15 protein-coding genes and 1 riboswitch are annotated in these 19,798 nt (G+C 62.8%); of the genes, 6 read left to right on the top strand and 9 right to left on the bottom strand.

From position 1 onward, the window contains the following. Positions 1 to 148: 148 nt before the first annotated feature. Positions 149 to 910 carry a BPL-N domain-containing protein gene (locus tag HYE77_RS23070; protein ID WP_177069450.1) on the top strand — a complete coding sequence of 254 codons (762 nt, stop codon included), beginning with the start codon at positions 149 to 151 and terminating at the stop codon, positions 908 to 910. A 163-nt stretch (positions 911 to 1,073) separates the two neighbouring features. Next, the gene (locus tag HYE77_RS23065) at positions 1,074 to 2,126 is read left to right on the top strand and encodes a DUF1176 domain-containing protein (RefSeq protein WP_177069449.1); all 1,053 of its coding nucleotides are present in this window, start codon (positions 1,074 to 1,076) and stop codon (positions 2,124 to 2,126) included. 74 nt (positions 2,127 to 2,200) lie between these two features. Here HYE77_RS23065 and HYE77_RS23060 read toward each other — a convergent pair whose 3' ends face one another. From HYE77_RS23060 to HYE77_RS23050, 3 genes are read right to left on the bottom strand one after another with little or no spacing between them, the layout of a single operon-like run. After that, a complete protein-coding gene (locus HYE77_RS23060; RefSeq protein WP_177045014.1) occupies positions 2,201 to 2,857 on the bottom strand; it encodes a hypothetical protein in 657 nt (218 codons plus the stop codon). Further along, on the bottom strand, positions 2,854 to 4,326 hold the full coding sequence (locus HYE77_RS23055) for a M48 family metallopeptidase (RefSeq protein ID WP_023658733.1): 1,473 nt from the start codon (positions 4,324 to 4,326) through the stop codon (positions 2,854 to 2,856). The genes HYE77_RS23060 and HYE77_RS23055 overlap by 4 nt, the downstream gene beginning before the upstream one ends. 3 nt (positions 4,327 to 4,329) lie before the next feature. After that, entirely contained in the window at positions 4,330 to 4,758 is a 429-nt protein-coding gene (locus HYE77_RS23050) for a hypothetical protein (RefSeq protein ID WP_003210496.1), read from the bottom strand. 161 nt (positions 4,759 to 4,919) lie between these two features. Between HYE77_RS23050 and HYE77_RS23045 the strand changes: the two genes are divergently transcribed. Continuing rightward, positions 4,920 to 5,867 (top strand): AraC family transcriptional regulator, encoded by a 948-nt coding sequence (locus HYE77_RS23045; protein ID WP_177069448.1) that lies wholly within the window; start codon positions 4,920 to 4,922, stop codon positions 5,865 to 5,867. A gap of 37 nt (positions 5,868 to 5,904) precedes the next feature. On the opposite strand, the gene uvrA is transcribed toward HYE77_RS23045, so the two are convergent. From uvrA to lexA, 6 genes are all read right to left on the bottom strand, one after another. Beyond that, on the bottom strand, positions 5,905 to 8,433 hold the full coding sequence (gene uvrA, locus HYE77_RS23040) for an excinuclease ABC subunit UvrA (protein ID WP_177069447.1): 2,529 nt from the start codon (positions 8,431 to 8,433) through the stop codon (positions 5,905 to 5,907). Between the two features lie 165 nt (positions 8,434 to 8,598). Then, a complete protein-coding gene (locus tag HYE77_RS23035; RefSeq protein ID WP_177069446.1) occupies positions 8,599 to 10,308 on the bottom strand; it encodes an ATP-binding protein in 1,710 nt (569 codons plus the stop codon). A gap of 113 nt (positions 10,309 to 10,421) precedes the next feature. Further along, positions 10,422 to 13,511 carry an error-prone DNA polymerase gene (locus HYE77_RS23030; RefSeq protein WP_371321565.1) on the bottom strand — a complete coding sequence of 1,030 codons (3,090 nt, stop codon included), beginning with the start codon at positions 13,509 to 13,511 and terminating at the stop codon, positions 10,422 to 10,424. Beyond that, a complete protein-coding gene (locus tag HYE77_RS23025; RefSeq protein ID WP_177069444.1) occupies positions 13,487 to 14,902 on the bottom strand; it encodes a DNA polymerase Y family protein in 1,416 nt (471 codons plus the stop codon). The genes HYE77_RS23030 and HYE77_RS23025 overlap by 25 nt, the downstream gene beginning before the upstream one ends. Positions 14,903 to 14,909: 7 nt before the next feature. Next, positions 14,910 to 15,521, bottom strand: coding sequence for a translesion DNA synthesis-associated protein ImuA (imuA, locus tag HYE77_RS23020; protein WP_008432576.1), 612 nt, complete (start codon positions 15,519 to 15,521; stop codon positions 14,910 to 14,912). Next, on the bottom strand, positions 15,521 to 16,138 hold the full coding sequence (gene lexA, locus HYE77_RS23015; RefSeq protein ID WP_003210482.1) for a transcriptional repressor LexA: 618 nt from the start codon (positions 16,136 to 16,138) through the stop codon (positions 15,521 to 15,523). Before lexA ends, imuA begins: the two co-directional genes overlap by 1 nt. A gap of 101 nt (positions 16,139 to 16,239) precedes the next feature. Next, positions 16,240 to 16,447, top strand: a riboswitch (cobalamin riboswitch). Positions 16,448 to 16,540: 93 nt separating this feature from the next. Here lexA and HYE77_RS23010 point away from each other — a divergent pair. The 3 genes from HYE77_RS23010 to HYE77_RS23000 are packed head-to-tail and all read left to right on the top strand — an operon-like array spanning position 16,541 to position 19,736. Beyond that, a complete protein-coding gene (locus HYE77_RS23010; protein ID WP_177069443.1) occupies positions 16,541 to 18,475 on the top strand; it encodes a TonB-dependent siderophore receptor in 1,935 nt (644 codons plus the stop codon). 11 nt (positions 18,476 to 18,486) lie between these two features. Further along, on the top strand, positions 18,487 to 18,819 hold the full coding sequence (locus HYE77_RS23005) for a ferredoxin (protein ID WP_008432571.1): 333 nt from the start codon (positions 18,487 to 18,489) through the stop codon (positions 18,817 to 18,819). Further along, the gene (locus HYE77_RS23000; RefSeq protein WP_177069442.1) at positions 18,816 to 19,736 is read left to right on the top strand and encodes an ABC transporter substrate-binding protein; all 921 of its coding nucleotides are present in this window, start codon (positions 18,816 to 18,818) and stop codon (positions 19,734 to 19,736) included. Before HYE77_RS23005 ends, HYE77_RS23000 begins: the two co-directional genes overlap by 4 nt. Positions 19,737 to 19,798 lie beyond the last annotated feature (62 nt).

Here is a 19,798-nt window from a genome sequence, read left to right as displayed (position 1 = left end):
TTCAATGGGAAAACCGTCGTTGCGATCATCAATCCCGATTTTTCCTAGCCGTTTTACAAATGTTAACTCCTTCAAGTGGCTATTGGCTTTAGGCTTCGAATCACAAAGTCCGATCGGACCCAATCAGCTTTAAGACGACTCTACAACCATGAATCTGCACGCCATCGCCGCGACGCTTTTTGCGTTTTTCACGCTGCTTCCTTACTCGGTACACGCCGCAACCCCCATCGCCCATGTCGCTATCTACCGAGGCCCGGCGGGCTGCGAGGGATGTTCAGAGAATGTCAAAACAGCCCTGCTGCGCGTCCGCCCAACTGCGCAGATTGACTTTGTAGGTGCCGATGAATCGATCGACATCACGCCGCAAAACCTCGCTCGTTATGACCTCTACGTTCAACCCGGCGGCGGTCAGGACATCCCTGCGGCGCTTGATAGTTTGGGGGATGCGCGGGTGCAGGCCATTCGTGACTTTGTCGCCCAGGGTGGGCGCTACCTGGGGCTGTGTATGGGCGCTTATCTGGCCGACGACAGCAACTTTGGCCTGATACCCTACGACCTTGATTCAGAGGCGGGCAGGCCTGGGTTTGAGGTCGCGGGCATTGCAGACGCGGCGGTGCAGGTTGTGTGGGATGGGAAAACCGATAGCGTCTTTTATCAGGATGGGCCTTACTTCCCCAGGCCTGACGCGACCTCGCCTTCTTCAACCATTGCGACCTACCGGAATGGTGATGTGGCGGCAGCGCGTTACACCTATGAAAACGGGGTAGTGGTGCTGAGCGGCCCGCACCCAGAGGCGGATCGGGAGTGGTTCGAGAAGGCGAATATTCCCTTGAGCGAGATGCCGCAGGGTGAGCTTTTTGGGGCGTTGGTGCGCAGCATTGAGGGGCGCAACGGCGCAAAGTCACCCTGATGTGCAGCGCACTGGACTGGCGACATCCCACGTTCAGGCGCTGGCTGGAACACCGTACCGATTGTTCCAGCCGGGGTTTCTGTTGTGCCTGACGGCCATGCAATAGGTATTGGCAAAGAACCCTGCCCTAATAGCGTTTTTCCAGTCTACAGGCACCTGTTTGATGACCCGACTCCCCCTCATATTCCTGATGGCTGCTGCAGTTACCAGTGCGAACGCCGCCGATAATGTCCCTTTGGAGCGTTCGATCAAGGACTGGATTGTCGGCTGTGATAACACGCGTGCCTGCACGGCTATCGGTGCCGTCCCGGAGCGTGACGATATCGGTATCTCGACGTTCAGCCTGCGGGTAACCCGTGAAGCCGGCCCACATGGAGACTTGCGGGTAGGCGTGTTCAGCTACACCGCCCCCCAGGGTCAGCCAACACTCGATGGCAAGCCGCTGAAAAATCGATTCGAGCCTGGCGAACTCAAAAAAGGTGAGGTATCTGAGGTGTTTGCTCTGACCGGAACGAATGCCGACGCCTTGATTGCAGAGTTGCGCAACGGGCGGGAGTTGATTTTACCCATTGAGGGCGGTACCTCCGTCGCCTCGCTAAACGGGATGAGCGCGGCGCTTTTGCTGATCGACTCGGTCCAGGGGCGCGTTGGTACACAGGACGCACTGATTTCCAAGGGGCAGGCGCCCGCCAGCAGCGTGCCGCAAGCACCGGCCGCACCGCCGGCACCGAGTTGGCAGGCACCCGTTGCGATAACCCCGGACAGGGCAAAAGAAGTCGCGGATGCCGTGGTGGCGGCCACGCGCAAGGAGTGGCAAGCGGATCTGAATGAAGGCGTTGCGCCAAAGGCTAACGCCTATGCCTTGAGTGCAGATCAAGCGCTGGTGATCATCGAAACCGGCTGTGGGGCATACAACTGTTTCTACAATATCTACCAGGCGCCCCTGGACCACCCTGAGCAGGCGCGCCCAGCACGGGTCGCCGAAGTGCCAAATCTGCCGGAAAGAGAGCCCAACGGCCTGGTCGATTTTGATCCGGCCACGGGTGAGCTGAGCAGCCAGGCAATGGCGATGGGCATGGGGGGTTGTGGCACTGCGCTGCGCTGGCGCTACGACGGTAACGGTTTCACGCTGACCCATGCGGCTGAAATGAACACCTGCATGGGGCTGGAGCAGGTTCATTGGCCTGTGCTGTGGCGTACCGAGGCAAGTCGCTGAAACTGTCGAATACATCAATGTGTGTGGCGAGGCGCGAGCGCCCTCGCCACAAACGGGTGTAGCCCCCTACCCCTTCAGGAAGCCTTCAACGCCCGCAACTCACCCTCTACACGCGCCGCGTTGCAGTAGGTGTCCAGCATTTCCAGCACTTGTTCGCCGGTGAGGACGTTACCGTTCAGTTGCAGGCCGAACAGCGTCAGGCATATCTGAGGCTCCCGGGAGCGCTTGATCTTGACGTGGGGCATCAGGGGGCCCGCAGCGTTTTTGCAGGCGGGCAATGGCGCACCCTCGCGCAATGTCAGCGTGATCCATAGCTTGATGCGGCCCTCTTTGATGTGGATATCGCCGATATCCAGCAGATCGATTTCTGCATCAAGGTTGCGAAACCACAAGTGGCTATGGGTCAGGCGCATCAGGATTTCTTCGCCGGCCCGACGGTGCAGCCACACCCCGCTGAGCAAGACCAGCGCCACGATTGCAAAAATGCCTCCCATCAACGCGTTTTTGCCATCCCATGCACTCCCGCCCGCCATCACGAAAGCGAACACTGAAAAGAGCAACAGGGTGCGGCGCACCTTGCGTGGGTAGGCCAGTTCGGTGACTGCGGGAACCTCGGCCAACCACTCCTCGCGTTCCTGGATGGCCGCCTGCAACTGATCGCCAGTGTGCTGATTAAAATCCTCAGTGAGGGATTGGGCCAGGCTGGCCAGTGGATCATCAGGGTGGTTCATACCGGTACTCCATTCTTGTTGGCATCTTCAGCCGACTGCGGATCATGAGTGAGTTGACTGAACCACTGCCGGTCGTGCGCGGTGGGCGTCCGTGTTGCCTGGGCCAGCAACTGGTCGTCGAGAACCACACCCAGTTGCTGCAGGCGCACGGCAGTGGGGGGATGGGTATCGAACGGATGAGCGATCGCGTGATCCATCACCGCCTCGTTCAAGATCACCGGAGCCTGGCGAAGGTGGTCCGCTAACGCCTGGATCAAGTTGCTGTGGGTACGCTGCCCAAGCAGTTTGTTGACTTCGGCATCAAGGGCGATGACGCGCAGCAGCGCCTGGCAAAACAGCCGCTCGCCGGCAATTTGCGCCCCGACCTTATCCGCCACCAATTCCTGCGCACGACTCCAATGGTGCACGGCTATCTGGAAGTGGTGCAGAAAGCGCCACGTCATCCAGATCGCCGGGCGTTCGATCCAGGACGGCATGTCATCCACCGCGCTGATGTTCAGGAAATGCATGTACATCAGGCTGAACCGTGCCCCGGCTTCACTCCCGCGCTCGGTGTCGCGGCTGCTGAAGTGGCCAAGCTCATGGCCGATAATCGAGGCGGCTTCTTCCTGGCTCAGGGTCGACAGGAAAGTCAGCGGCAGGTACATCGTACGGCCCGTCAACAGTTGCCCCGAGGGTTGCAGGGCCACCTGGACACTGGTGACGAAAAACGATTGGTCGACCCCAATCACGATGTGGTCCGGCACGGGCGCGCGGGTGACGGCTGCCAGTTTTTCTATCCACTCCCATAAGGCCGGGGCGCTGGCCCGGCTGATTGAACGCCCCAGAAACCCGGATTGCGGCGTTTCCATATCCTGCCATTGCCGACGCAGGCGCCCAATCAACAGCACGCCCAGGTACAGCATCACCAGCAAGGGCACCACCACCAGCAGTATCACCATGCCGCTGTTCTGGCGGTTGCTCCAGCCCCAGCTGACTTCATACAGCAGGGCCATCGCCAGCGCCCCCACTATCAACCCGGTGTAGACCACCAGCCACTGCCCCAGCGCACGCCAGCTCAGGACCAGTCGGTCATAAAGAAAGTCCCGCGAACGCAACGCGCGCCAGGCATCCAGGCGCAGTTTTACCCAGGTCGCGCAGCCCGCCAGCACGGCCGCGACCGCCAGCCAGTAACCGAGAAACGCCAAGACCTGGCGCATGTGCACCGAGCCCTGGTCGGCATCGGCCCGAGCGACCTCACGCTGCAGGTAGCCGCGCAGGCTGTCGTCCGGGAGTACCGGCGTTTTGCGCCATTGTTGCGGCAGTTGCTGCCTCAATTCATCGCTCGGGCTGGCGAGCCATTGGCGCATCACCTGCGCTTCTTCCAGGGTACTGTCGGCACGCCAGCTCTGAAGGCTGCTCCAGCCCATCAGTACCAGCGGCAGCAGCAACATCGCCAGGCCCCACGACCATCGTCTCAACAGGCTCATGGCTCAGTTCGCCTGGAGATAGTCAGTGAGAAATGCTTGCGCATTGCCCTGACTCGCCAGCGCCTCGTTATAGGCGACGGCCAGCGCTTTTGCTTCGCCTGGCAAGTACAGCTCTCCCCAGCCGTTTTGCAGAATCAGTACGACGAACTTCTGACCGTCTACCGTGGTGTAATAGCGCGTGTCCTTGCTGGTCTTCTCGACAGACATCTTTTGGATTTTCAGGTTCCAGTCGTGGTCAGCCCCTTCCACTTGCACCAGTGCCTGATTTTCGTCACGGGCCCCGATACGCAGTGTCCAGACTTTCACCCCGGCCTCACCCGAATACGCAGCGACCTTATCTGCGACTTCCGGGCGATCTTGAGCGAAGGTATTGCCCGTCATGACGGCCAGTACCATGCTTAGCACGGCAGCCCATTTGCGATAAATCAGCATACTCAGGTTCCTTGAATTTCACGGCCGACCATTGAAAGTCACCCTCGGCGATCTGCCAACCGTGCAGGCCGTTGCGCACAACAATGAGACTGCGGTTCACAACGACGAGTGACGGGGTACAATGGAGCGAACACATAAGGACATGACTCAAACCCTTCTCGATGAAACGCCAGAATCCTTATCTCGACACACACTTCTGCTTCGATCATCCGGGTCCCCTGGACCAGGCCGGCGTATTCGACGACAGCGCTCGTCAGGTTATTGGTTCTGCCATCGGCCACTACCGCGCACGGACCGTTCGGCCAGACCTGCAGTATTTCGACTGTGACTTGCAGTTCCCCGAGCCGCTGAAGATCCACAAGGTATTGCCCGACAGTGTGTGCATCGTGCAGGTGCTCGGCGGCGAGTGGCAGCATCGGGTCGACGGTGTGCTCAATGAATACACCACGGGCGCAGTCCATGTGCTGGGCCTGAGTGAGAGCATGGAAACCGTCGATCAACTGCCCGCCGGCAGTCATGCGCGCATGGCCGGGCTACGCATCGCAGGCGATTATTTGCGCGAGCTGGCCGAAGAGGACTCGGCGCTCCAGCCGTTACTCAGCCTGCTCAATGACGGCGTTCAGTTTTCGGGACTGCACGGCTGCCCGGCACTGGGGCGTTTGCTGGAGCGGATTTATCACTCACCGTACCAAGGCGCCTTGGAGCGCCTTAATCAGGAAAGCCTGAGCCTGGCAGCGCTGGTGGAGCTGGCGGCCCATCTCGCCCCTCAACCTGCCAGGCCAATACCTGCGGTACGCGGTCATTCAGACCTGGCCCATGAAGCGCGGTTTCAACTGGATGCCAACCTGATCGACCCTCCCGGCACTCAAGCGCTGGCCCGTAGCCTGGGTGTGGGGGAAACCACGCTGCGCCGGGCGTTCAGTCAAATCTACGGCCAGTCGATGCTGGATTATGTGCGCCAGCAACGCATGGAGCTTGCGCGCAATCTGCTTCGTCAGCGCAAGTGGCAGGTGGCGCAGATCGCCTACCGCCTGGGCTATGCCAATCCCGCTAACTTCAACCATGCCTACAAGGCCTACTTTGGTCACCCGCCAGGTGCCGAACGCTAGAGAGCAAAGCCATGAATAAACCCCTTCCGGCCATTAGCTATCCCAACTCCCGCCCCAAAAACGGCGCAGTCCGGCTCCCCTTACTCTTCGCCACCTTCTGCGGCGTCCCGCTCACCACCACCTTCCCGCCTCTGTCCCCAGCCCCCGGCCCAATATCAATCACCCAATCACTCTGCGCCACCACGCGCATTTCATGCTCTACCACAATCACCGTGTGCCCCGCCTCCACCAGATGATTCAACTGGCTCAACAACCGATCCACATCCCGCGGATGCAGCCCGGTCGTCGGTTCATCCAGCACATACAACGTCGCGCCCCGGGCATTGCGTTGCAGCTCGGTCGCCAGCTTGATGCGCTGCGCCTCCCCGCCTGACAACTCGGTCGCCGGCTGGCCAAGGCGCAAATAACCCAAGCCAATATCCCGCAGCACTTGCAGCGAGCGCAGCACACCCGGCTCTTCGGCAAATACCTCTACCGCCTGTTCAACCGTCAGCCCCAGCACCTGGGCGATGGTCAGCCCTTCCCACTTGATCGCTAACGTTTCCGGGTTGTACCGCGCGCCGTGGCACGTCGGGCATGGCGCGTACACGCTGGGCATGAACAGCAATTCAACGCTGACAAACCCCTCGCCTTCGCAGTTCGGGCAGCGGCCTTTGGCGACGTTGAAAGAAAATTGCCCGGCGTCGAAATGGCGCTTTTTCGCCGCGGGTGTGGCGGCGAACAGTTTGCGTACGTTGTCGAACAGGCCGGTGTAGGTCGCGAGGTTGGAGCGCGGTGTGCGGCCAATGGGTTTCTGGTCCACCTGCACCAGGCGGCGGATGTGTTCCAGGCCGCCACTGATACGGCCGCCGCTGGTTTGCGGGGCGTCGTCTTCGAGGCTGGGTTCGTCTTCGGTTTCCACCACGCGGCCCAGGCCTGCGCCTACCAGTTCCAACAGCGCCTGGCTGACGAGGCTGGATTTGCCCGAGCCGGAAATGCCGGTGACGGCGGTGAAGCAGCCCAGGGGAAAGTCCACGCTGAGGTCGTTGAGGTTGTTGCGCGTGACGCCTTCCAGGCTCAGCCAGCCGGTGGGTTGGCGCGGTGGTTGGCTGACCGGGCGTTTTTCGGCGAACAGGTATTCGCGGGTTTGCGAGGCTTCGACCTGCGCCAGGCCGGCGGGTGGGCCGCTGTACAGGACCTGGCCGCCGTGTTCACCGGCAGCCGGGCCGACGTCGATCAGCCAGTCGGCGCGGCGCATGGTTTCCAGGTCGTGTTCCACCACGAACAGTGAGTTGCCGGCGGCCTTCAGGCGGTCGAGGGCGGCGAACAGGGCTTCGCCGTCAGCGGGATGCAGGCCGGCGGAAGGTTCGTCGAGCACGTAGATTACGCCGAACAGTTGCGAGCCCAGTTGGGTGGCCAGGCGCAGGCGTTGCAGTTCGCCGGAGGACAGGGTCGGTGTGCTGCGTTCCAGGGCCAGGTAGCCCAGGCCGAGGTCGGTCAGGGTGCTGACGCGTTCGAGCAGGTCCTGGGCGATGCGTTGGGCGGCCAGACGTTTTTCCACGGAGAGCTTTTTATCGCCCTGCCCTTCAGCCACCGGGCGCAGCAGTTCGGCAAGTTGCAGCAAGGACATTTGCGACAGTTCGCCAATGTCTACGCCGGCAAATTTCACCGACAGCGCGGCCTTGTTCAGGCGCTTGCCTTCGCACAGCGGGCATGGGCTGCCTTGCATGAATTGCGACACGCGCTTTTTCATCAGGGCGCTTTGGGAGTGGGTGAAGGTGTGCAGGATGTAGCGTCGGGCACCGGTGAAGGTGCCCTGGTAGCTGGGTTCGAGTTTGCGTTTGAGGGCGTCGCGGGTTTGGGCAGGTGTGAAGCCGGCGTACACCGGGACGGTGGGGGTTTCGTCGGTGAAGAGGATCCAGTCGCGCTGCTTTTTCGGCAGGTCGCGCCACGGGATGTCGACGTCGTAGCCGAGGGTGACGAGGATGTCGCGCTGGTTCTGGCCTTGCCATGCCAGTGGCCAGGACGCCACGGCGCGTTGGCGGATGGTGAGGGAAGGATCGGGCACCATCAGGGCTTCGGTCACTTCGTACACGCGGCCCAGGCCGTGGCATTGCGGGCAGGCGCCCTGGGGCAGGTTGGGGGAAAAGTCTTCGGCGTAGAGCATCGGTTGCCCCGCCGGGTAACTGCCGGCGCGGGAGTAGAGCATGCGGATCAGGCTGGACAAGGTGGTGACGCTGCCCACTGATGAACGTGTGCTGGGTGTACCGCGCTGTTGTTGCAGGGCCACGGCGGGCGGCAGGCCTTCGATGGCGTCGACGTCCGGTACGCCGACCTGATCGATCAGGCGGCGGGCGTAGGGCGCCACGGATTCGAAATAGCGGCGCTGGGCTTCGGCGTAGACGGTGGAGAATGCCAGCGAGGACTTGCCGGAGCCTGACACGCCGGTGAACACCACCAGGGCGTCGCGGGGGATGTCCACGTCGACGTTGCGCAGGTTGTGCTCCCGGGCACCCCGCACCCGCACGAAGCCTGGGCGTTGGGTGGTGAGTGAGGTGTCTGGGGGAAGATTGCGCTGGGAAGTCATGGGTAACCTTATCGGTGTGTTCAAGGCAGTGAAGATCCACTGTGGGAGCCGGGCTTGCCCGCGATGACGGTGTGCCAGTTACCGGATGGGGTGCCTGACACTCCGCCATCGCGGGCAAGCCCGGCTCCCACAGTGGCTTGGTGTTGCTGGCTGGATCTTCATTCGTCACATCATTCGGGAGGTCAGTACCGAGCGCACCCGTTGCGCCAAGTCATCCGGGCCATAGGGTTTGCTCAGCAGGTGAATGTCGTTGCCCAGCAGGTGGTTGCTGGAAAGAATGTCGCGGGTATGCCCGGAGGTAAACAGCACCGCTATCGCCGGCACTTGCCTGCGCGCCCACTCGGCCAGGTCGGTGCTTTTGACCCGGCCCGGCATCACCACGTCGGTGAAGATCAGGTCCGGTTGCAGGCCGGCCTGGAGCATCAGCATGGCCCGGTCGCCGTCTTCGGCGGTGAGCACGGTGTAGCCGGATTGTTCAAGCAATTCCACCGCGGCCGCGCGTACGCTTTCGTTGTCCTCAACCACCAGGATCGTCTCATGGCCGCCGGTGGGTTGTGTGAGCTCGACGGGCGCATCGTGGTTTTCCGGCTCTCCCAGGTTGCGCGGGAAATACATCTGCACCACGGTACCGCTGCCCTCCACGCTCTCGACCTCAACATGCCCGCCACTTTGGCGCACGAACCCAAACACCATGCTCAGGCCCAGGCCGGTACCGTGGCCATTCGGCTTGGTGGTGAAAAACGGTTCGAAGGCCCGTGCCAGGATCGTTGGTGACATGCCGGCGCCGCTGTCGGCGACGGCCAGGCGCACATATTCACCGGGGTTGATGCTTTTACCGGCGCAATCCGGAGGGTTGAGAATAATGTTTTCGCCGGTGATCCGAATCACGCCCTCGCCTTTCATGGCATCCCGGGCGTTGATCGCCAGGTTGAGCAGTGCGTTTTCCAGTTGGTTGCGGTCGACGTTAATGCACCATGGATCCTGGGGCAGTTGCACATCAATGTGGATGGTTTCTCCCAGCGCCCGCTGCAGCAGCTCGCCCAGGCCTTCATAGATGCGCAGCGGGTTGTACACCGCCGGTGACAATGGCTGGCGACGGGCGAAGGCCAGCAGTTGCGAGGTCAGCTTGGCCCCACGTTCCACTGCCGCGATGGCGGCGCTGACACGGCGCTGCACCTGGGGGTTGTCCGGCTCATGCCGGGCCAGCAGGTGCAGGTTGCCGGCGACCACTTGCAGCAGGTTGTTGAAGTCGTGGGCCACGCCGCCGGTCAGGCCGCCGATGGCTTCCAGCTTCTGTGATTGACGCAACTGTTCTTCGGCGGCGGAACGGGCCTGCACCTCCGCGGCCACGCGCTGCTCCAGGTTGTGGGTGAGTTCCTGGCGCAGGCGCTCGGAGATCATATGTTCGGTGGTCTCCACCACAATCGCCAGGACCCCGGCCGGTTGTTGGTCGTCACCGGCCACGGGGCTGTAATACAGGTCCATCCAGACTTCTTCCGGGCGGCCGTCGCGCAACAGTTCCAGGGGCAGGTTGCGGTAGGACAAGGTGCCGCCGGCCAGGCAGGTGTCGACCACATTGCGGTTGAAGTCGGCGACTTCCGGCCAGCCCAGTTCCACCGGCGCACCCAGCAGATAAGGGTGGCGACCGCCGGCAAATACCGAATAGCTGTCGTTGTAGATCATGTAACCGGCGTGCCCCCACAGCATCACCATGGGCATGGGCGATGCCAGCATCATCTGCACGGCGCTGGTCAGGCTGGAGGGCCAGGCATTCATCGGGCCGAGGTCGGTGGTGGACCAATCGAAAGCACGAATCCTCTGGGCCATTTCCCCAGCCCAACCCTCACAGCCGTGGGTATTGGATAAAAACTGCATCGGTCGGCTCTGCAAAAGATAAAAGGTGGGCGGCGATGAAAACTTTGAGCCCGGCAGCGGCGGTTGGTTTCATCGCATATTGCTTATGCCGGCAGGAAGGAGCAAGGGCCGGCTCAGCGAAAGTCCCGGCTGCGCACACTGATGCCCGACAGCAACGGGGTCAGGTCGGTCAAGCGCCCGGCGATCAGGTGCCGAACCTCGCCCACCGCCTCCCAGCGGCCATCCACCTTGAGCAACCGCGAGCCCACCAGCGCCTGGCGTTGGCGCTCGGCCAAATCGCGCCAGACCACCACATTGATATTGCCGAACTCATCTTCCAGGGTAACGAAGGTAACGCCGCTGGCCGTGCCAGGACGTTGTCGACCGGTGACCAGGCCGGCGACGCTGACGTTGCGGCCATGCTCAACCTGCAGCAATTCCCTGGAACTGCGGCAACGCCGCGCGCGCAGTTCATCGCGCAACAGCGCCAACGGGTGTGGGCCCAGGGTGGTGCCGACGCTGGCGTAGTCGGCATACAAATCTTCGCCGACTGTCGGTTGCGGCAGCTCCACCACCGCCTCTTCCGGGCTGGCGATACCGGCAAACAGGCCCAGTTGTTTCTGCACCCCGGCCACCTCCCAACGCGCCCGGTGCCGATGCCCGGCCAGGCCGCGCAAGGCACCGGCATCCGCCAGCAGTTCCTGGGCGCGAGTGTCCAATTGGGCACGCTCGCCCAAGTCGGCAATATCAAAAAACGCCCGGGCCTGGCGCGCCGTTTCGATACGCCGGCCGTCCTCTTCGCGAAACCCGGAGATCATGCGCAAGCCCATGCGAATCGCCGGTTGCTGGCCTTCGATCGGCTCAAGGCTGCAATCCCAGTCACTGGCCTGCACATCCACCGGGCGGATCTGCAAATGATGGCGACGGGCGTCCTGCAGGATCTGGTCGGGGCTGTAGAAACCCATGGGCCAGCTGTTGATCAGGGCGCAGGCGAACGCTGCCGGTTCATGGCATTTGAGCCAGCAACTGGCATAGGTCAGCAAGGCGAAACTGGCGGCGTGGGACTCGGGAAAACCGTAGCTGCCAAAGCCCTTGATCTGCTCGAAGATCTGCGCGGCGAAGGCTTCGCTGTAGCCGTTTTTCAGCATGCCGGTGCGCAGGCGTTGCTGATGGGGTTCGAGGCCGCCGTGGCGTTTCCAGGCGGCCATGGAACGGCGCAGTTGGTCGGCTTCACCGGGTGTGTAATCGGCGGCGACCATGGCGATCTGCATGACCTGTTCCTGGAACAGCGGGATGCCCAGGGTGCGCTCCAGTACGGACTTAAGTTCCGGCGACGGGTAGGTGGTTTCCTCCTCCTTGTTCCGCCGCCGCAGGTACGGATGCACCATGCCACCCTGGATGGGCCCCGGCCGCACGATGGCGACCTCAATGACCAGGTCGTAGAATTTTTCCGGTCGCAGGCGGGGCAACATCGACATCTGCGCCCGCGACTCAATCTGGAACACGCCGATAGTGTCGGCCTTGCTGATCATCGCGTAGGTTGCCGCATCTTCCTTGGGCACCGAAGCCAGGCTCAGGTCCCGGTTGCGATGGCGGCGCAGCAGGTCGAAGCAGCGGCGAATCGCACTGAGCATACCCAGCGCGAGGATGTCCACCTTGAGCAGGCCCACGGCGTCGAGGTCGTCCTTGTCCCACTGGATGATGGTGCGCTCGGCCATGGCGGCATTTTCCACCGGCACCAGGGTGTCCAACGGGTGTTCGGAAATCACGAAGCCGCCGGGGTGCTGGGACAGGTGCCGGGGGAAGCCGATCAGTTGTTGGGTCAAGGTCAGCACTCGGCGCAGCACCGGGCTGTCGGGGTCGAACCCCCCTTCGCGCAGGCGTTCCAGGGGCGGTGCTTCGTCGCTCCAGCGCCCACAACAGTCGGCCAGGGCGTTGACCTGATCCGGTGGCAACCCGAGGGCCTTGGCCACGTCGCGCACCGCGCCGGCGCCGTGGTAGCTGCTGACCACCGCCGTCAACGCGGCGCGGGTACGACCGTAGCGCTGGAAGACGTATTGCAGCACTTCTTCGCGGCGTTCGTGCTCGAAGTCCACGTCGATGTCCGGCGGCTCGTTGCGTTCACGAGACAGGAAGCGCTCGAACAGCATGTTCATCAGGCTCGGGTCGATCTCGGTGATGCCCAGGGCAAAACACACCGCCGAGTTGGCCGCCGAGCCACGGCCCTGGCACAGGATCGAACGGCTGCGGGCGAAGCGCACAATGTCGTGTACGGTGAGGAAGTAGCTTTCGTAGCCGAGGTCGCTGATCAGTTCCAGTTCGTTATTGATCTGCTGGAGGGTCTTGGCGTCGACCCCTTTCGGCCAACGCTGGGCGATGCCTTGCTCGGTCAAGGTGCGTAACCAGGATTTTGCATCCTGGCCTTCAGGTACCAACTCCCTGGGGTATTGATAGCGCAATTGGCCGAGGTCAAAGGTGCAACGCCGGGCAATGTTCAGGGACTCTTCCAGCAAGTGCGCCGGGTACAGCGCGGCCAATGCATCGAGGCTGCGCAAGTGCCGTTCACCATTGGGATGCAGGCGCGCGCCGGCTTCGGCCACCGGGACGTGGTGACGGATTGCGGTCATGGTGTCTTGCAACGCACGGCGACCGCGCACATGCATATGCACATCGCCGCAGGCCACCGCCGGCAGGTGCAGGCTGGCGGCCAGGTTCAGGCGTTGCTCAAGGTGACGGGCATCGTTCTGGCCGCAATGCAGTTCCACCGCCAGCCACAGGCGATCGGTGAAGGTGCTGCACAGCCATTGGATATGGGCCTGGGTGTCGGTGTCTTCGACCATCCATAACGCGAGCAAGCCGTGTACCGCGGTGAAGTCTTCCTGCAGCAAGCGGTAGTGACCTTTTCCCGCACGGCGACGGGCAATGGTGATCAGCCGGCACAGGTGTTGATAGCCTTCCAGGTTCTCCACCAGCAGCACCAGCTTGGGGCCGTTTTCCAGGCGCATCTCGCTGCCGATAATCAGCGGCAACCCGACTTCCTTGGCCGCCTGCCAGGCACGGACGATGCCCGACAAGGTGCATTCATCGGTGATGGCCAGCGCCTCGTAACCCTGCTGCCTGGCCCGTTCAAACAGCTCGCGGGCACTGGAGGCGCCCCGCTGGAAACTGAAGTTGGACAGGCAGTGCAGCTCCGCGTACTTCATGCAAACCAGCCTTGCAGCCACAGCGTGCCGCTTTCGCCCACGGTGCGGTAAGCCCAGCCCTGCTGGCCGGCGCGGGTGCGCACCAGGTAGTAATCGCGGCGCACATCGGCACCATCCCACCAGCCGGACTCGATGCGTTCCGGGCCCATCAGGATGTGTAGACCTTGCTCGGCCAGAGGCGTCGGTTCATGCAGCAACCAGCCCGGGCGTTGCACGTTATTTGAGGGGGTGCACGGGCGAGTGTCAGCACCGGCTTGCCAGGCGCATTCGGGGCGGTGGTCGGCGTGAAAGCGCAGGCCTTGCACCGCTTCGTCCCCCAGCCGCGCCCGCAGGCGTTCGCGCAGTTGTTCCCACGGCAGGGTTTGTTGCGGGCGCTCGTCGAACAGGTCCTGGCGCTGGGGCACAAACACCGGCAGGTCCTCGGCCACCAGGCGAAAGCCGCGCACCGGCGAGGTGACTTGCACTTGCTCCAGGCGGCCACGGGCCAGTTCGAACAGCATCGCCGCGTCACGCTCGGCGCTGAGCAGGCCGACCTTGATCACGCTGTCGGGCTCGGCCGCGTGTTCCAGGTGCAGGTCAAAACGCTGCACGCCACTGTCGCGACCACACAGGAACGCCGACAGATCGCCAGTCAAACGGCGCAAGGGAAACAGCAAGGCCTGGTGGGACAACACATCAAAATTCAGCTCGATGCGCACATCAAACCGGTCCGGCGGCTGGTAGAACGCCAGCGCCAGGGGCCGTTGGCCGCACAGTGCATCGAGGTGCTTGAGCAGCGCAGCGTCGAAGCGCCGGGCCAGGGTATGCCGAGGCAACGCCTGCACCTGGGCCAGGGTGCACAAGCCCATGCGCGACAATGCGCTGGCGGCTTGCGGGTCGAGGCCGGCGCGGTCGATGGGGATCGGTGCCAGGGCGTGTTGCAGGTATTGCTCATCGGCCACGGCCAGGCCGTCGTAGACATTCGCCAATATCCGCGCCGCCGCCGGGTTCGGCGCGGCGACGATGCGGTGACGAAACCCCAGTTCGGTCAGCTCCTTGCGCAAGCGTGCTTCGAGCAACGGCCAGGGCCCGAACAGGCCCAGGCTCGACTCGATCTCGAACAGCAACGCCCGTGGGTAGAACACGCTGACCTGGGAGCTGAAACGGTAGGCCCAGGCCGCGAGAAACTGCTGCCAGTATTCGATCTGCGCCGGGTCGTATTCGGCGCAGGCGAACGCCTTGGTCAAGGCATGAGCCGCCGTCAGCGACTGGCCGGGGCGCAGGCCGAGTTTGCGCGCGGCGTCATTGACGGTTTGCAGCACCCGCCGCTGCGGCGTGCCGGCCAACAGGGCCAATGGCTGATCCGGTTCGGGGCGCAGACGCAGCACCCCGTCCAGCGCCAATTGCGGGAACACAATACACACCCAGCGCATGCCAACCTCAGTGCCCAAGCGCAATGGGCGCGGGATGGGCCAGGCCACCCCGGCACTTGAGCACCCGCACTTGCGCAGGGCTCGCCTCAACCGCCAGGCGCAACGCGGCCGGTGACGGGTTGATGGCCTCGTTCAAGGAGCGCCAGGCAAAGGCCAGGGTCTGGCCGGTTTCCGCCGCCACCTGCAAGCGGCGCAAGGCCCGGTCATCGGCCTTGCGCGGCCAGCACAGCACCGCGCCACAGCTGCCGGAACGCAGGCATTGCTCCACTGCCCACAAGGCATCGCGTTCATCGGCCTGGATCACTGACAGCTGGCGCACATCCACCCCGGCGTTTTGCCAGGCGTGGGGGTACGGCGTGTAGGGCGGCGCCACCAGCACGATGCGCTCACCGGCCGCCGCCAACCGTGCCAGGGTCGGCCACACCAGCTGCAACTCGCCCACGCCCTCCTTCGCCATCAGGATTTCGCTCAACGCCGCTTCCGGCCAGCCACCGCTGGGCAGCACCGCATCCAGGGCCGCAAGCCCGGTGGGATGGACGCTGGCCGGCGGCGCGGCGGGCCGGCCTTTCCAGACCCGGCCGCCATTGAACAGCGAGTCCAGTGCAACGACGGCGCCCATCAGCCTTGCCTCACCAGGCCGCAGAACACCCCTTCGATGGCCAGGTCCTGATCGGGCCGCACCACGATGGGTTGATAGGCGGGGTTGCGCGGCAGCAGGCGCACGCGCTCGCCCACGTGTTCGAAACGTTTGATGGTGACTTCACCGTCCAGGCGTGCCACCACGATCTGCCCGTTCAAGGCCTCGGCACTGCGGCGTACGCCCACCAGGTCGCCATCGAGGATGCCATCTTCGATCATCGAATCGCCCTGCACCCGCAGCAGGTAATCCGGGGTTTTCGCGAACATGCCCGGGTCGAGCAATAGACGGTTGTGCACTTCGGCATCGGCGCCAATGGGCAAACCGGCGGCCACCCGGCCGAGCACCGGAATATCCAGCAGCTCCGGCCGCGCCGGTTGATTGAGCAGGCGGATGCCGCGCGCCTGGTTGGGGTTGACCTCGATAAAGCCGCCCTCGGTCAGCGCCAGCACATGCTTGCGCGCCACGCTGCGGGAGGCAAAGCCGAACGCCTCGGCGATCTCGGCGAGGCTGGGGGACTGGCCTTGCTGCGCGATACGGTCGCGGATAAAGGTCAGGATGGCGGTACGGCGGGGCGTTAGATTCTTCATGGAGTACATTTGTACTCCTGTGGGAATTTTCTGGCAATATCCGTCAGTCGCTTCCCTGGCAACCGCCGGAAAAGTACCCGCCAAGTTGACGAACGGTCTTTCGAATGTTCAGATGCCGGCCTGTTTCAGGTGCCTCATGCCGCCGTGCATGGGGTGAAACGGGAAACCGGTGCCGCTCTTTTCGAGCCAGTCCGGTGCTGCCCCCGCAACGGTAGACGCGTGATTCCTTCGACACACCACTGTGGCCTGCGCGCCATGGGAAGGTGAAGGTGTCCATACGCGTGAGCCCGGAGACCGGCCTGGAATTCTGTTTGGCAAAATCCTGCGGTGGGCGGGCATGGGCCGGTATTGGCGTGTGCTCGGTGCCTACTCGTGCGTGCTTTTCGCGAAAGATACTTTTCCGAGAAGACTATGATTCGACCTTTCAAGACTCCTGTGCCCGGCCTGTTTTTCGGCTGCCTGTTCAGCCCCCTGCTGCTGGCCGACGACAACACCCTGGAACTCAAGCAACTCAACGTTTCCGCACCGTCGGTGGAGTCCACCACCGTGGCCGATATGGCCCAGTACGGCAGCAAGGTTGAGATCGTCACCCGCGAACAAATTGAACGCGCCGGCCCCGCCGCCGATGTGTCGCGCGTGATGCAGATGTTCATCCCCGGCCTGTACGTGGCCCCCAAGAACGGCCCGTTCGACTACGGCACCTATTCCCTGCTGGGTGGGCGCAACGACGACACGCTGATCCTGCTGGACGGCGTGCGCCTGAACAACCGCCTGTACGGCGGCCTGTACCTGGACACCCTGCCCGCCAACGCCATCGAGCGCATCGAAGTGCTCAAGGGTGGCCAGAGCCTGCTGTTCGGCACCCAGGCGGTGTCGGGGGTGATCAACATCGTTACCCGCAGCCCGCAAACCCGCGAGGCGTCCGGCGAGGTGAACCTGGGTGCAGACACCTTCGGCGGCACCACCGGCGATGCCCGGGTCGAGAAGATCTTCAACAACGGTTTCGGCGATCTTGGCTTGCTGGCCTACGTCAGCCGCAACGTCTCCGAGGGCTACCAGCCGTTTCGCAACCGCGACATGAAAAACGTCAGCGACAAGAAGCGCTCCTACGAAGTCACCACCTTCGGCACCAAGGCGATCCAGTCGTTTGGCGATGACACGCGCCTTGAGCTGTTTTACCAGTACGCCGACGCCAACCTCGATTTCGCCCGCCCGGTGGACAACCACAAGACCACCAACGACCGCGTACAACAAATCGCTACGGCGACCTTCGAGCAAACCCTCAACGAGCGCCTGAGCTACTTCGTCAAAGGGCATATCAACGATTGGGACACGCGCTATACCCGCATCAACAATATCGAAGGCGGCGGCACCCGGGCCATCAACCACAACGACTACTGGGGCTTCACCGACTGGGGCGTGCAGGCCGAAGGCAAGGCCGTGCTGCCCGGCGAGCACGTGCTGGTGTTCGGGTCCGACAACCAGTGGTTCAAGGGCCAGGACGATGTATTGATCATCGACGACAACAAGGCCCAGGCCCACGCGCTGTATACCCAGTTGCGGCCGAATATCGAAGCCCTGCCGAACTGGCACCCGAGCATCGGCGTACGCCACGAAGCCATGAGCGGCGGCGACAGCGCCACCGTCGGCATGCTCACTTCGCTCTACGACCTCAACGACAACTGGGCCCTGCGCGGCCAATACGGCACTGCCTACAAACTGCCGAATGCCGAGCAACTGTTCGTCAACGAAGACGATGAAAAAGGCAACCGCAACCTCAAGCCGGAGAAGAGCCGCAACGCCGAACTGGGCGTCGACTACAAGGGCAGCCTGCTGGCCCGGGACTTCAGCGCCAGCGTCACGCTGTTCAAACGCAAGATCACCGACCTGATCACCCTAGACGATATCCAGTGGGTCAACGGCCAGGGGCAGATCCAGATGCGTGGTTTCGAGGCCGACGCCAAGCTGCAGCTCAATGAACAATGGAGCGTGCAGGCCGACATGACCCGCAACCTCACCGAGTCCCGTGCGGGTGTCACCATCAACGATATCCCGGGCTTCTTCGCCCGCTCGCGGGTCGGCTATGAATCGGCGGACCGCCTGTGGGGCGCCGGCACCGCCGTGCGTTACATCGGCGATATCGTCAGCTCGAAAAAGGTCGAATACGGCAACTACACCGTGGTGGATGCCGACGCCTATCGCTACCTCGACAACGCCCACCAACACCGCGTGAGCCTGCTGGTAGAGAACCTGTTCGACCGCGACTACGTCACCAGCCGCGCCAGCAACGTCGACAACCTCGGGCGGCCGTTCACCTCCGAAGTACGCTACACGTATCGCTTCTGATGAGTACGCCCGTGGAAACTCATCCGGACTGGTCCCACGTGCCTGACCACGCCCGTCACGTGTTCCTGTGCACTGGCCCACGCTGTACGCAGCGTGGCGCGCTGCAACTGTGGAAAACCCTGCGCCGCCACCTGCTGCAACACGACTGCATCGAAAAGCCTGGCGGCGTGCTGCTGACACGCACCCACTGCCAGTTCCCGTGCAACCTGGGGCCAATCGTGACGGTGTACCCGGACACTTGCTGGTACGGCGTGCACAACAAAGACGATGTGCAACGGCTGGTGGAAGTGCATCTGGTGGGCGGCGAAGTCGTCGAGGATCTGCTGATCAAGGAGCGCCCATGAAGGCCTCGTGGTTGCTGTTGGGCGCCCTGCTCTGCCCATCGTTGGCCCTGGCGGACCGTTATCGCAACTGCAACCAGGACTGGACGGCCACCCACTCACCGCCCTCGCGCATCGTGGCCCTCAATCAGCATGCGGCCGACCTGTTATTGGCGCTGGATGTCGGTCCCGCATTGGTGGGCGTGGCGTATCTGGATGACAACGGTGTGGCCCACCGACACGGCGAGTATTTCGGCGTGCCGGTGATTGCGCCCAAGTACCCGTCCAGCGAAGTGCTCTATGCGCAGAAACCGGATCTGGTGGTCGGTGGATTCGCCACTGCCTTTGGCACTGGTGTCACCTCCCGCACAGGGTTGGCAGGCAACGGGGTTGGGTCGTACTTGCTGGAGTCGGCGTGCGACGGGCACTCGCTGGATTACTTCGGGCATATTCGCAACGACCTGTTTACCCTCGGCGCCCTGGTGCACAAACAGCAACGGGCGCGGGCGTTGAGCGATGCCATGGACGCCGACCTGGCCAGTGCCCAGGCGCTGGCTGGTGAGGGTAAACCGCTGTCGGTGTTTTACCTGGACAGTGAGGTCAACGGGTTGGACAGCGAGGGTCGGCGTGGTTTTGTCACCACGTTGGTGGCGGCTGCTGGTGCGCGCAATTTATTTGCCGGGATCAACCAATACCGCGTCACCGTGAGCAGCGAAACCCTGCTGATGAGTGACCCGGATGTGATTTTGCTGGCAGATGCTCTGTGGTCACCGGCCAGCCGCAAACGTCAGTTGCTGACCACTGACCCGGTGCTGTCGCGTTTGCGGGCGGTGCGGGAGAACCGGATGATCGATATTCCCTTTACCCATTTGGTGCCCACCGCGAATAGCGGCCGAATCGTGTTGGAGTTGGCGAGGCAATTCAAACAACTGGCTGAATAATTCACGAGCGAAGCGCCTGACCAATTTACTCAGTCCATGCCACCGACCAAAGTTGTGAAACG

It is taken from the genome of Pseudomonas sp. IPO3774 (genome assembly GCF_013386835.1).
GTDB lineage: Bacteria > Pseudomonadota > Gammaproteobacteria > Pseudomonadales > Pseudomonadaceae > Aquipseudomonas.
The sequence above is the reverse complement of the archived record's forward strand: the minus strand, read 5'-3'. Positions and strand labels throughout refer to the sequence as shown.

Bases quoted from the DNA above. Each gene is read 5' to 3' on its own strand.
- HYE77_RS23070 (WP_177069450.1), top strand. From the start codon at position 149: ATGAATCTGCACGCCATCGCCGCGACGCTTTTTGCGTTTTTCACGCTG.
- HYE77_RS23065 (WP_177069449.1), top strand. From the start codon at position 1,074: ATGACCCGACTCCCCCTCATATTCCTGATGGCTGCTGCAGTTACCAGT.
- HYE77_RS23060 (WP_177045014.1), bottom strand. From the start codon at position 2,857: ATGAACCACCCTGATGATCCACTGGCCAGCCTGGCCCAATCCCTCACT.
- HYE77_RS23055 (WP_023658733.1), bottom strand. From the start codon at position 4,326: ATGAGCCTGTTGAGACGATGGTCGTGGGGCCTGGCGATGTTGCTGCTG.
- HYE77_RS23050 (WP_003210496.1), bottom strand. From the start codon at position 4,758: ATGCTGATTTATCGCAAATGGGCTGCCGTGCTAAGCATGGTACTGGCC.
- HYE77_RS23045 (WP_177069448.1), top strand. From the start codon at position 4,920: ATGAAACGCCAGAATCCTTATCTCGACACACACTTCTGCTTCGATCAT.
- uvrA (WP_177069447.1), bottom strand. From the start codon at position 8,433: ATGACTTCCCAGCGCAATCTTCCCCCAGACACCTCACTCACCACCCAA.
- HYE77_RS23035 (WP_177069446.1), bottom strand. From the start codon at position 10,308: ATGCAGTTTTTATCCAATACCCACGGCTGTGAGGGTTGGGCTGGGGAA.
- HYE77_RS23025 (WP_177069444.1), bottom strand. From the start codon at position 14,902: ATGCGCTGGGTGTGTATTGTGTTCCCGCAATTGGCGCTGGACGGGGTG.
- imuA (WP_008432576.1), bottom strand. From the start codon at position 15,521: ATGGGCGCCGTCGTTGCACTGGACTCGCTGTTCAATGGCGGCCGGGTC.
- lexA (WP_003210482.1), bottom strand. From the start codon at position 16,138: ATGTACTCCATGAAGAATCTAACGCCCCGCCGTACCGCCATCCTGACC.
- HYE77_RS23010 (WP_177069443.1), top strand. From the start codon at position 16,541: ATGATTCGACCTTTCAAGACTCCTGTGCCCGGCCTGTTTTTCGGCTGC.
- HYE77_RS23000 (WP_177069442.1), top strand. From the start codon at position 18,816: ATGAAGGCCTCGTGGTTGCTGTTGGGCGCCCTGCTCTGCCCATCGTTG.